The 13320-nt window shown below is 29.9% G+C and carries 11 protein-coding genes and 1 CRISPR repeat array (1 of these 12 only partly in view); all 11 genes read right to left on the bottom strand.

Annotation, left to right across the window (positions count from 1 at the left end; all coding sequences use genetic code 11):
* Window positions 1–6 precede the first annotated feature (6 nt).
* Window positions 7–2166, bottom strand: a complete 2160-nt coding sequence (gene cas10 / locus RBR53_05985) for a type III-B CRISPR-associated protein Cas10/Cmr2 (GenBank protein ID MDY0132202.1) — start codon at window positions 2164–2166, stop codon at window positions 7–9.
* Entirely contained in the window at window positions 2156–3145 is a 990-nt protein-coding gene (cmr1, locus tag RBR53_05990) for a type III-B CRISPR module RAMP protein Cmr1 (GenBank protein ID MDY0132203.1), read from the bottom strand. Before cmr1 ends, cas10 begins: the two co-directional genes overlap by 11 nt.
* Before the next feature lie 35 nt (window positions 3146–3180).
* A complete protein-coding gene (csx20, locus tag RBR53_05995) occupies window positions 3181–3582 on the bottom strand; it encodes a CRISPR-associated protein Csx20 (protein ID MDY0132204.1) in 402 nt (133 codons plus the stop codon).
* Between the two features lie 18 nt (window positions 3583–3600).
* Entirely contained in the window at window positions 3601–4527 is a 927-nt protein-coding gene (gene cas6, locus RBR53_06000) for a CRISPR system precrRNA processing endoribonuclease RAMP protein Cas6 (GenBank protein MDY0132205.1), read from the bottom strand.
* Between the two features lie 641 nt (window positions 4528–5168).
* Window positions 5169–5780: an outer membrane beta-barrel protein gene (locus RBR53_06005; protein MDY0132206.1), complete on the bottom strand. Its 612-nt coding sequence runs from the start codon at window positions 5778–5780 to the stop codon at window positions 5169–5171.
* A 139-nt stretch (window positions 5781–5919) separates the two neighbouring features.
* The gene (cas2, locus tag RBR53_06010) at window positions 5920–6198 is read right to left on the bottom strand and encodes a CRISPR-associated endonuclease Cas2 (protein ID MDY0132207.1); all 279 of its coding nucleotides are present in this window, start codon (window positions 6196–6198) and stop codon (window positions 5920–5922) included.
* A complete protein-coding gene (gene cas1, locus RBR53_06015) occupies window positions 6199–7233 on the bottom strand; it encodes a CRISPR-associated endonuclease Cas1 (GenBank protein ID MDY0132208.1) in 1035 nt (344 codons plus the stop codon).
* A 1-nt stretch (window position 7234) separates the two neighbouring features.
* Window positions 7235–8809: a CRISPR-associated primase-polymerase type A1 gene (locus RBR53_06020; GenBank protein MDY0132209.1), complete on the bottom strand. Its 1575-nt coding sequence runs from the start codon at window positions 8807–8809 to the stop codon at window positions 7235–7237.
* 10 nt (window positions 8810–8819) lie between these two features.
* Entirely contained in the window at window positions 8820–10154 is a 1335-nt protein-coding gene (locus tag RBR53_06025; GenBank protein MDY0132210.1) for a tetratricopeptide repeat protein, read from the bottom strand.
* A 96-nt stretch (window positions 10155–10250) separates the two neighbouring features.
* On the bottom strand, window positions 10251–10835 hold the full coding sequence (locus tag RBR53_06030) for a phosphoesterase (protein MDY0132211.1): 585 nt from the start codon (window positions 10833–10835) through the stop codon (window positions 10251–10253).
* A complete protein-coding gene (locus tag RBR53_06035) occupies window positions 10828–12960 on the bottom strand; it encodes a CRISPR-associated ring nuclease (protein ID MDY0132212.1) in 2133 nt (710 codons plus the stop codon). Before RBR53_06035 ends, RBR53_06030 begins: the two co-directional genes overlap by 8 nt.
* Before the next feature lie 334 nt (window positions 12961–13294).
* A CRISPR array of direct repeats spans window positions 13295–13320; the repeat unit is 35 nt (it continues 1314 nt past the right edge of the window).

The raw sequence follows: 13320 nt of genomic DNA on the forward strand, positions 1-13320 counted from the left end.
TGAATTTTAGGTATCATTTTCTGACTCAATAAAATTGAAATATGAATTGTAATAATCTTTTATTTCCATTGCAGCATCAACTGCCATATTTACCGGAAGAACCGCACATACATCATCACCGCCTGCATAAATAAGTTTCCCTTTATATTTTTTTATTATTGAGGAAACTCCGTAAATTGAAAAATCTCCAAGTGATTCTGAAATTGCAGCGTGAATTGATGGTGTTAAAAGTCTTTGTGGATGTTTATCAAAAATTTTATTCCAGTTTTCCTTGAAAAGCGGTAGAAAATTTTTATTTTCAAGCCTTTGCTTTATAACAGGATGTAAAATTGACTGCCAGGTTGCATTTATTGTAGAGCCGTTTACAAGATTACCCATTTTATCTCCGTCCATGAGTAAAACTGCGTAGTATCTGTCTTTTATTTTCGGAGATTTCATTCCCTTTAGAGAATCTGAATCTGAGTCATGAAGCATTTGTGCAATGTCTTTTTTTTCAGAATCAGATTCAATATTATTTTTTTGAAAATAATTATACAGGCTCATTTCTGTTGTTGAAGGGTATGATTTTTGATTTTTAAAAGTTTTTGAAAGAACATGATTATTGTAGTCAGAATTTTCAAAAATCCTGTATAAAATTCTTTTTATCATGCAAAGAGAGCATAGTTTTTCATTTGTATTTTCTTTAAAATCAGGCTCTCTATTCCATTTTTTCTTAAAATCATGCCAAAATTCTTCAATATTTTCCTTATATTCAGAAGCCTTGATATCATTATTGTATTTTTTGCAGTGAAGAACTTCAAATTCTCTGCATTGATGACATTTTTCACCGGTTTCTTCTTTTCTTGAACTTGTTCTTATAGATTTTGATGCTGCAAGTGAAGACTGAACAAGGCTGTGTGAAACAGAGTAGAGTAGTCCTGTTCCTGATTCATCGTAATGTTTGCCTTCAATAATTTTATTAAAAATTTCAACTACTTCTTTTTGATTTTTAAATAAAGGGTCAGGTAAAATTTTTGATACTTCACCAAGGTCATCTTTTGTAACAAGTTTTGTAGAAGACCATGAAAAGTCAAAATAATCATGGCATTGTCTTTCAAACATTTCATGAATATGATTTATTTCATCTTCTGATATTAATGGAGTATTTTTAACCACAAGTTCTTCACACATGGTGCAGATTTTTATCCATTGATTTTTAATATGTGCCTTAATTTTATCAGTTATTTCCTCTGATTTTTCAAAGGGAAGAAGAAACAAAAACTTGTTTGGAAAAGATGCAATATCCCTGATGTTGTTCATTGAGTTTATGCCTCTTATGTCTTTTTCAATATCAAGATATTCGTTTATAAGAGGCTGATCTATAAGTGAAGGATATAAAATATGGTCAGGTCCCAAGTTTTCACAAACCCATTTAATTCCTTCAAAGGCAAGCCAGGATAGAATTATTGAACCTGTCCAGAAATCCCTGAGTTTTCTTGCATTTGAAATATAATCCTGAACAGGGGTGATTGAAAAAACTGCCATTCCTGCTCCGTTAGGATCTTTGGCTAAGTCCATGCATGAATAAAGAGCAGATGTAAGAGCATTGTGCTGCCAGATAGAATGATCCGGAAATCTTGAATCAGCCGGAAGTCTGTGCCATAAGGCACCAAGTGATGCAGTATTTTCTTCTGCAAGAATAAATCTAAGGCAAAGATGAATGTAAAAAAATCTGTTTTCTGCAAATTTTTCAGGGTTGCCTTTGAATAAATTTGAATAGCCTCCATCTTCTGGTTTAAGACCTATTTTATTTTTTATGAGTTTTATAAGGTCTCCTGAAATTTTTTCAGAAGCTTCATCCTGGCTCATGTTTTTATAAACATCAGGAAGTTCAATATTTATTTTTTTATCTGATACAGGATGGGTAAGAACAGGATTTTTTAAAAAATCTACTGCACCGTTTTTATTTTCATCTTTGTCGTAAGAAGGAACCTGTCCTCTTTCAAATCCTGATGCCATTCCATCAGCTTTTTTCCAGAATTTTTCGTTTGGCTGCTGAAGTCCTAAAGCTTCAAGAATTTTTGCTGCTCTTGATTCATGTCCCTGAATTTTGAAAACCTTGTCAAAGGGGTCATGAAGATATGCTGATAATTTATTGTTCCAATAGGTTTCAGGGTTAGTTATCATTTAGAGCCTCCTTGATGCTTTGTTCTTTAAGGCATTTTGTTTTAATAATTTTATTCATATCATCATATACTTTCAGATATTTTTCTTTATCTTTTTGTCTGTAGTAATTGTAAGGTAAGTATAGAATCTGGCCTTGAAATTTATTGTCTTTGGTTTTTTTAACTTTTAAGAAATATGACTTTGAATGTCTCTCAGGGATATTTATTTCACCTTTCACAATAATTGGCTTTGCAGCTAAAGCACGTCTGTCAAAAAAATGTCTTTTTTCAAGGCTTGTTCTTGCTTCTCTATATGCAATTCCAATTTGAGATAGTGAATTGCTCCAGGAGTTTTCAGGTTGGAATTTAAATAGTTTTGCCTGATTTGAAAAAGAAGTAAAAGATTTTAATTTATCATCAATTTTATCTGTTATTTGTGATGAGCTTAAGCCTTTTATATTAAGGGAACCAAAACCATTCCTTGATCTTGAACCAATTCCTCCAAATTTATTTAAAAGGAATAAAGAAGTCAAAATTTGTTTTTCGTATTTTTTTGAAAATTCTAAGTTTAAATTAAATTTTCCGTTTTCTTTTATATGTCCTTTGGTAAAAACATTGCCACTTCCTTTTTTATATTCGTAAAGGCCATAGGCTAAATATTCAATAATACTTATGCTAAAAGATTTTCCTTTTGATGTTACAGAAATAGATGCACCTTTTGGAATATTGGCAATCTGGCTCTGAAAGCTTTTATCAGAAATAAAAATTTTTAAATCAGACTTATTGGAAGTGCTTCCAAAAATTTGAGATTCTTTTTCCTGCATTTCATCAAGATTATCACTGCCGAAAAAAGCCCTCCACCAGAAACGCAAAAGGCCGTTTAATGTTTGTTCTCTTAATTCAGCATGTTCTCCGTCAGCTCCCATTGCAAAGGCCGGAGTGAGAAATTCCACATCAAAAACTGATGTTTTTCTGTCAAGAATTTTTTCTGCAAAGTTCATAATTTATTATCTCCCTGGTTTAAAGAGCTTTTGTTTTATTCAGCTTCATAAAACCTGAATTTAACGTGCTTAAATATTCTTGTTGTTTTTATTTGGTTTTCTTCTTTTATTTCTTTTTCAAGATTTCTTTTTGTAACCGAATAAATTGGCTTTCTTTTATTTTTTAAGCAAAAATTTACAATATTAAATAATGCACCTGATTCTCCCTGAACCCATATAAAATCTGACTCATTGGAATTTTTTAAAATCCATTTTTTAACAGGCTCAAGATAAAGCGAAATTTTATCCATAACAGGTGGAATATTTGACCACATTTCTTTAATTTTTAAATCAGCTTCAGTTTCTATTTTAGCGTTTAACTGCTTTTCAATATCTTCAAGCTGCTCTGGTGCTGGTATATGGTTTAATAAGATGAGTATTTTTTTTGTTTCTTTCAAAATGTATATCCTTAGTTTTTATAAAATGCTGAACTCAAACCCTCCAAGCCCAAAAACAGTATTTTTACCAATATGAACCTTGGAGCAGGCCTCAATTAAAGGAACAAATTCAGTTAAATTGCCACTATATGTAATGTCTCCCAAAAGACCGCCCATAAACATTTTTTTGTTTTGTCTGTTTGAGTATCTTTGCCAGTCTTTCCAGTAAAGGTTTGAATTTTCAATTTTTATCTCAGATGCTTTTTTAATAAGTCCCTTATAATCAAGGTCCGGCTCGCCATTCCCATAAGTATTCATTAAAGATGAAATTCTTCTTAACATGTTTCTTGTAAGCTCTTTAAAGTTAAGCTCAACTGGAAATTGTTTTCCAAAATTGACCCGCAAAGGCGTATTTAAAATAATTTTCAGTTTTGAACACTCATATTTACCTGAGTCATTTGATAATTCAATTTGTTTTGATTTGTCTTCATGAACCATGGTGTTTTTTTTGCTGTCAAAAATTATTTCATTTTCAGTTGAAACTTTTTCAAGTAAAAATTTGCTTCTTTTTCCTTTTATTTTTTTCCCTATTCCCATTTTTCCCATATTTTGAAACGTAAGAACAAAGTAGGGGAGTTTTTCATTGGCAATTCCGAAAAGAATAATTTGGGTTTCAAGTTCATCACCGGGTTTGAAAAATCTTTGTTTTGTTTCAGGGGGAACAATTACAATGGGATGGGGATTTGCAGAAACATTGTGATTTAATTTATTATCTTTTTTTTCAAAAACAAAAGAGTAAAGACAATTTTCTTTTAAAATGCAATTTTCACAGGTTTGAAGCTTTAAGGCACAAACAGATTTTTTTAAAGCGTGCCCAAAAACACCTCTGAATGTTGAGCCTTTATACTCTGGAAGAATTGCATCATCTATAAATTTAATGTAGAAGCTGTATTTTCCTGTTTTCATATATTCTTTTTTTTGTTAGTTGGTTTTAACTTTAATAGTTAATATTAGGAATTGAATTATTTCAAGCTTTATTTTTTTTCTAGTAATTAGAACGGCATTAAAATTTCAAATTTCAAATTTTTTATCGAATACTTGCTTAAAAACGATGTTTTTTAAATTTAAGTAAAATAACTCGAATTTTTAGTACGGTGCTGAAAATCAGTTTTTCAAATAAATTAAAAATTTATTTGTTTTATTTTTTGGAGCACCTAAAAACATTTTGCACTTTATATAAAATAAGATTGAAATCTTTGTATAGAGACTAGAAGTAATACAGGGGGTAATGTTTTTGTTTCATCTTTGCAGAATAAAAATAAGAATTCTGTAAAGTGAATAATATAAGGATTTAAATTAATTGAAGAGATTTGTATCCCCACCAGAAGATCCGTTTGATGAACTTAGCCAGCCACTTACGGCAGGTGAACAATTAGTATATGATTTTTTCAATAAATTTTTAGGCAAAAAATGGAAAATTTATGTTCAATCATATTTAAATAGTTTACGTCCGGACTTTCGGCAGTTACAAAACTCCTGTTTGGAAATATTATTTCATAATTACAGATAATTACCTTTCCAAGCGAAGTTTGGAAAGGTAAAGAAAATTAAAAATTATACTTTATTCCTGCACTGATTACAGAAATTTCAAAATCGTCTTTATCCATATAATTCATGTATTCAACATTAACGCAGAATTTATCAACATAAAAGTCAAGTCCTACTCCGTATGAAAAATCGGATTCTGTATCTGAAACTTCTAAATATATATGTTCATTATAATATGTGCTTTTTACCTCTGCTTTCGCACTTGCTTTTGCTTTAGAATACCCAGCAATTGCATATATAGAGGCTACATCTTTAAGAGGAATGTAACCGCTGAGATAAGCTCCATAAACTCTGTCTAACTCAAAAGTCCCTTTAACGTCTAACTCAAAAGTCCCTTTAACGTAACTTCCATTAGAGTACTTTACGGTGACTGTATCGTCTCCAATTCCAAAACCAAAACGTCCCTCAATTGCAATATAATCAATTATAAAATAACCAGCCTTTGCAACCAAAACTGGGAATTCAATATCAGGGAAATTATTTTCTTCATAACTCAGCATACCTGCATTAAGTCCAACATATGCCTGTCTTTGTTTAATTTTGCTATCAGCAAAACAAGTTGATGCAATAATAAAAATAAACATAATTGATAAACTAAAAATCTTTTTCATTCTTCCTCCAATAAAGTTATAAGTCATTTGAGAGCATTAATAAAAATTTGCAATGCTCATAATTCCTGAAATTTAGTTTGGTTTGATAAAAAAATTCATATTTACTTTTTTATAATAAGTTAATTCTTTTGTTAAATTGTTAAACAACAACCCAGGGAGCCCGAACAGGCTCAGGCCCGATTCCGTCCTGTTTTATAAAAGTTCTGCAAGCCCTGCAAAGTGGATAATATCTTATAGAATCAGTATTATGATCAATTACTTCTGAAATATCAGAACGAAGCTTTTGAAGCTTATAATCACTTAAATTATAGGCTTCAAATACTGATTTCTGAACTCGGATAGAATATTTTTTAAGTATTTTAACAGCTCTATATCTTTTTTTATCATCAACTATGTCAAAACAAATAAGGTAAAACATTTATCTTTTCCATTCAAAAGGCTTGTAAGTTGTTTTATTTTCAAGGGATTCAATAAATTGTGAAATTTGCCTTGAAATTATCTTTCTAATTTCTAGTTTTTTATTTTCCGGTGGGTAAAAAAGTCCTGTATTCATCATATATTCGTATGATTCTATGAATTTATTTCTAAATTTAGGCTTCATTTCAACAGGACGATTTAAAACCATATCTTTTTCATCTGAGTATGCGTCTTTTTTTTCTCTGAATACAAAATCATCTTTTTTAACTATTTTTCTGTTAACAAGCTCAAGCACAAATCTATCTGCAACCGGGGCTCTATATTCTTCAACAAGATCGCAGGCAAGAGACGGTCTTGAATACAAAATTTCATGCAAAGATCCAAGATAAGGATCTAATCCCTTGATCTGGATAGCAGTTAAAACTTCAGATAAAAGGATTGTATAAATGTATGAAAGCATTGCGTTTATAGGATCAAGAGGAGGCCTTTTGCTTCTTTTTTTAAAATAAAAACCTTTATTTTTAATCATTTTTTTAAACATTCTGAAATATAATGCTGATGCTGCTCCTTCAAGTCCTCTTATTCTATCAAAAGAATCTGTATAAACTGGTTTAAAACTTTTGAGAGCAAGTCCTGCTTCAGAAAGCTGTCTGTCCTTATAATCTCTTCCTCTTAAGGCCATGAGATTTGACATGTTTTTAATTTTTCCGTTTACTGCAGCACAGGCAAATTTTTTTGAATAAACAGGATCAGACAACAAAAAATACTGTTTTTTTCTAAGTTCAACCTTTGAATTTTCATCTGTTGAAATTCTTGCACGAAATTTACCATTTCTTGTTAAAAATACAGTTTCAATTTTGTTATCAACCAAATAATCAAGAACAGCTGAAGTAAGAGACACTCCTTTGGCAAGGACAACTCTTTTTATATTGGAAGAAGGGATTGAATTTAAAACAGAGCCGTTTTTTACAATAGAAAGCTCGCCACCTTTTTTTCTTATAAATGAGCCTGGCTCCATTATGTAGACTGATTCCATTTTATTTTATATACCTTTCAACTATTAAAATTGCAGTTTTAAGATTTTCAAGAGCCTGCTGAAGACTTTCAGTTTTTTCAGACCTTCCTTTAAATTGTTCAGGGGAAAATCCAAGATGGAGCAGGGGAGTAAGGTATTCTCCTGATTTTTCAAAATAGCAGTAACTTCCAGAATATTCGGTGATATTATGTATTCTTCTACAGCCAAGAGGAGTTCCTTTAAGCCTTGTAAGATACAAATCAACAAGTTTGTCATTATAATCAGGCATTCTTTGAAACAAACTATGAACAAGCCTTCTTCCCTGGGGAAGAAAGCCAATTGTCTGGTAAATTATTTTTTCCTGGGTTCTTGAAATATTGTTTTTATTAAGACATTGAACAATAATTTGCCCTATTGGCGGACAAAGGTTTTTGAGGTTTACAATTTCAGGAAATTCAGAGTTTTTTTTTAAGGGAAAATCTTTAACTTCAGCTTTGGATTCTTTTATGTTTAAGTTTCCAATTTCCTGAGGTGAATATTTTTTCAAAAACTCAAGCTGACTTTGGGTTTCTCTTTTTTTGCACTCAGGGAAATAGGATTTTTTACCTGTTTTTTTATGAATTCCAAGGGGAAGTTTAACAAGGTTTCCCAAACCTTTTCCTGAAAGATAATCTTGTTTTGGAAATACCTCTAAATTAAAATATGTTAAGTCATTTTTAATTTCACTGGTAATTGATTCAAGAAGTTTTTTTACAATTCCGGCTTTTGGTGAATTTTTAAAAAAATACCAAAAATGATATCCTTTGCCTCCGCTGAATTCCAAAAGAGGATTAAGTCCATATTTTCCAGATATTTCTTTGATTCTTTTTACCATCCATTGAGATTCCTGATTTATTTTACCAATCAGTTTTCTTTTGTTTTGAGAACGAACTTCTTTTGTTAAGTCTATATCAATTACACCAAGATTTACTGAATTGTCTGAATTTAAAATATAAATACCAAGGCTTTCTCTTCCTGAAATATGGGATTCAATTTCATCTTCTGTAAGAATTTGTCTTACTGGAACATAGCCTTGCTGCTGCTTTTCTTTTGAATGCCATTGTCTTGCAAAAACGTCAGTTCTTCCTTTAAAAAGTGAGAAATAATATTTAATCAGCTCCTGATTTTTTCTTAAATTTTCCAAAGGATAAAAACTTTGTTCAATTTCATTTGTTTTTTCCTCAATCTGAAAAAAAGCAGAGGTGGTTTTAAATCCGTTTTGTTTTGCAAGAGCTGTTATTTTTAAAAGCTTTTCCTTTTCATTTAAAATGGAAAGCATTTCAATATGATTTTCAAAAGCTGTAAAATTTTTTGGAAATTTGTTATGAGTAAAATTGTAAATTTTTTCTGCGGCATCAATACTGCAATTCATTCTTGCAAGCTCGCTCCATTTTATGAGCATTTCTTCATCAAGATCTGATAAAATGGAGTTATTTTTTAAAATTCTTTCAATTTCTTTTTTATCGCCCCCTTCAATAATTTTATTTTCCAATTTTTTGGAAAGAAGGGTGTAATCAGCATTTTTTAAAAGAATCTTTTTTGCATTAGTTGATGCCATAATCCACCTTTTAACTTACAAGTGATGAAAATTTATCTTCAAGAACAGAAAGCTTTGAATATGCAGGATTAACTTCCTTAAGTTTTGCCATTGCTCTTATTGCCTTGTCTGAATTTTTAAGCTTAAAGTGACATACTGCCTGAAGATAGATTGACTCAGCATTATTGTTATTCCAGGTCTTTTTTGAAAAGTTGTGTGCATCTATTGCAAATTCCAGTGCTTTTGAAAAATCACCTCGAAGATATCTTATTCTTGAAAGCTTTATCAAAGTTTTATGTCTTGATCTCATATCTGATTCAATTTTGTCAGTTAAAAGCTCTTCAGCCTGATCAAACTTTCCAAGAGAAGATAAGATATCTGCTTTTGTCCATCTGCAATAAGGCTTCATATAATTTGAATTTAAAAGATTTATTGTTTTAAGTCCTTTTTCAGCCTTATCAGAAAAAAAGTAAGTTCTTGCCAGAAGCTCAACTATATAATCTTGTTTTTTTTCAGAATATTCCATTGCAAGCTCAAGGCTTTTAATAGCTTTTTGATAATCTGAAATTGCAAAATAAATTTTCCCAAGGGCAAAGAATTTGTTTTGAGGTAAAAGATAATTTGTTTCATTATCGTATTCAATACACTTATTGAGATACAAAAGAGGCTGATTTGTTTTGCCTGATTTTAAAAGAACAGAAGCTAATTGATAAAGAGCTTTTATATAGTTTTTCTTTTCCTGATGTCTTTTTTCTTTTTCTTCATCTAAAAGATTTTCCCAGTTTTTTACAGCCGAAAAAAAATAGTTAATCGCTTTATCAGGTTTTCCTTCAAATTCTTTTACAAGCATTCCCATGCGGTAGAAATTTGTAATTGTGTCGGGTTTAATTGCTATTGCAGCCTGAAAATGTTTTTTTGCAAGTTCAATTCTTTCTTTTTTATGATTCCCCCTTAAAAAAACATCTTTGTTTTTTGCACTGTAAAGTGAATTGTATGCTGTATAAGCAAGATTATGATGAAAGATAAATCTGTCAGGCTGTGAATTTAATGCTGTTTTAAGCTCAATGATTGCTTCATCAAACCTATTGAGTTGATTAAGAGCAAATGAAATTTTAGATCTTAAATCTGCTTCAAACTCTGTATTTGCAAATTCAGGAAGTTTTTCATTTAAAGGATGGAAAAGTTCAATTATTTCAATCCATTTATTGTTGAATGAAAGTTCTGAAATTTGTCCTGAAATTCTTATTGAAGAATCTTTTAAACTTGACTGACTGATTTTTAAATCACTTAGTTTTACAAATTCATCTTCAAAAATTTCATTTGCAGGACTTAGAGATTCTGCTTTTTTGACAATTTTTGCACCCATTTTAAACCTCCTGATTTTATTGTTTTTCTAATCTTAAAAACGGCGGTAAAAAAATGGATTTCAAAAATTAATGGAATTATTTTAAAAAAATAGATTTTATAACTTTAAAGCAAGACTTGACCAAAGTTCCATGTTCAGAGTTTTTAACTCTGAAGTTTTAAAAAACTGAAAAGAATTCAGCTCTTCGCCTGGAATAAAACTTTTTATATCATCTGAAATTATTTTATAAACAATTCCCAAATGAACTTTACCCACTTCAGTTACTTCTTCATTGATAATTCCGCAAAAAGAAATAGAATATTTTTTTGGTAGGCCTGTGATTTCCTCGGACAATTCTCTTTGCATTCCATTTTTGATTGTACTAAAAACTGACTTTGATTTGTCATTGGTATTTACATGTCCTCCAACTCCAGAGGACCATAAATCAGCAAGTCTTTTTTCGCTTCCTTTTCTTTTATAAATACCTGTAAGCGTTTTTTTAGAGTTCTGAATTAAAATATAGGGAATTATCTGTTTTAGATTAAAATTTTCTTCAGCCTTGCTTCTAGTTTCATATAAAACTTCAAAAGAATTTATTTTATTTTTAAATTCATCCTCCAGAATACTCAGGCTTAGATAATTTTTAATCCATTCCTTTGGAAGATTCTTTCTTTTTATGCACAACACTTTTTCACTATTCATTGAAATCACCTTTTAATATTAAATCTAAAATTTCATTTTCTGCATTTTTAATAAGTTTTGTTTTTGTTTGTCTATCAGCAAAGGCAGATTTAAAACCATTTCTTATTAGTATAAAAATTTCCCAAAGTGAAAGCCCGTTTTCTGTCATTTTTGCAGCTTTTAAAAATTCATTTGTAAAATCAGTTTTAGAAATACCAGGATTGTCAGTGTTTATAGTTACTTTAAGACCTTTATCTAGATAAAATTTAAGGGGATAATCAGAATGATTTTTTGTTTCATCCATTAAAAAATCTCTATAACCAACTATTTGAAAATTACTGGAAGGGCACATTTCAAGAGCAGTTCCAGAATTTAAAAATTTTTCCATAAGAGAGCTATTGTCTTTTAAGGTAAGTCCATGTCCAATTCTTTCTGCACTTAAATGATATACTGCTTCCCAGATATTTTCTGCAGGCATGTTTTCACCGGCATGAATTGTAAAATGCATACATTTTTCCATTAAAGGTAAAAAAGCTTCCCTTATTTCTGAAGGTTTTTTTGCTTTTTCATTTCCTGCCAAATCAAAGCCTTTTAAAATTGTATTTTCATCAGTTTCAGCAATACTTTTTGCAAGCTCGACATGGCTGTAAATTGTGCTCATTTTTCCGTGACGGCTTCCAATAAAAATAATTCCTGCTTCAATGTTTTTTAATTTATTTAATTCATTTTCTATTGTTTTATATACCAAAAGAGGACTCATTCCTCCTCTGGTATAATTGTGGGGTGAACATCTTAATTCCAAATATTTTATATTATGAAAATTTGCTTTTCTTTTTAAAATTTCACAGGTTTTTTGTAATGTTTTTTCATGTTGCAAAAGCCCTGAACCCTGCAAATCTCCAATTTTTTCATAAGGAGAAAAACCTTTTCCACAGAAATTGCTTTCGTATTTTAGATCAGAATAAATAAAATCTTCCAAAAGCTCAGGATGATCTTTAAAAAGAAGAATAAAATTTGCAGTTATAAAAGGTTCAGGAATATTGTTTAAAGCTGTTCTTATTTTTTTGGGAATATAGGTTTTTCTTAACTTAACAATTTCTTTTGATTTTATAAGCTTTTTTGCTTTTTCAAAAAAGGAGTCCAGAACTTTTTTGTAAAAAAGAAGTTCTGTTTCTAATTCTTTTGCAATTTCAATAAGTTCAAAAGCATCTGCAACACCTCCTAAGTGACAGTGAAGTTCTGTTTTAGGAAGTTTTTTTAAAAGATTATAATCTTTTTTTAAATTCTTTTTATTAATTCCAATTTTATAATTTTTCAAAAAACCTATAAGTTCAGGAGGCAAGGTATAAAGTGCAAGAAAGTTTGTTTGATTTTCTCCCTGAATAAGCTTTGAACTATAATTAAAAACAAGATTGGTTGCATTTTTCTTTCTTTTTTCAATTTCATCAATTAAATAATTTTTATCATCAAATTCTACAAAAACAGGATCTGAATTTTCTGGATATTTTATAAAAAAATCTTTGGATTTTATTATAGGGTCTATTTCTAAAAGTATGTTTTTTTGGTATTGGCCTGTAATTACAGGAGTGAAAGCATTGGAAAAAGGCTTAACCAGAGGTGAAAGAAAAAAATCTGTGTTTTTATCTTTTAAACTTTTAGCAATTTCAAAATTATCAAGAATATGAATCATTGCTTTGCATCCAAAAAAAGATGCTGAATTCTGCAAATCAGAACTCATGGTTTTTCTTCCTCCTGTAAGAGAAAGAAAAAGACTTTTGTCTTTTGTTTTTTCATAGGCAAGAAGGGTGATTCTGTGAATTGTTTCTGCCATTTGTCTGAATTCATATTCTGAAGTCAGATCATCGGCATTTTTTACAAGCCAGATTTTAAGTCCAGGCTTATTTTTACTTAATTTATCATACCACTCAACAATTGTTTTTAATGAATTAAGAGTTTTTTGCCCACCTGTACCAACCATCCAGATTTCATTGATGTTTTTTATATTATGTTTTTTTCTTTTTTCTTCAATTTCTAAAATATCTTTATGATTTTTATAAAGATTTATTGTTTCAGGGTTTGTAAAGCCTATGATTTCAGGGATTATCTGCCATGAAATTCCAAAAGTTGTTAGTAAAATATTTGTCATTTTTAAATTCCGAAATTAAGATTTACTTGCTCCAAAAAAATTCTTTGGAGCAGTATCTTATTTTTTAATCGGAAAAATCAAGTCCATCAAGTTCAAAGTTTAAAATTTTCTCTTTGTTTTTTTCAAAAAATCTTTTCATTCTTTCTCTTCTTTTCCGCAAAAATCGTCCCAAATTTCTACCATAGTGTTTTTCCTTTTTATAAATTATATTTTTTGTCTTCAAAAATTAACTACGGCATTGATATTTTAGATTTCAAAAAAACATTTGACTAAGAAAATTCAGTATTTTTCAAATGAAAATAAAAAAACAAATTCCAGGAACAAATCTTCAGTCTTTTTAATCCTCTCGAAGCGAGGCTA

This window comes from Desulforegulaceae bacterium (genome assembly GCA_034006035.1).
Taxonomy (GTDB): Bacteria; Desulfobacterota; Desulfobacteria; order Desulfobacterales; family JACKCP01; genus JACKCP01.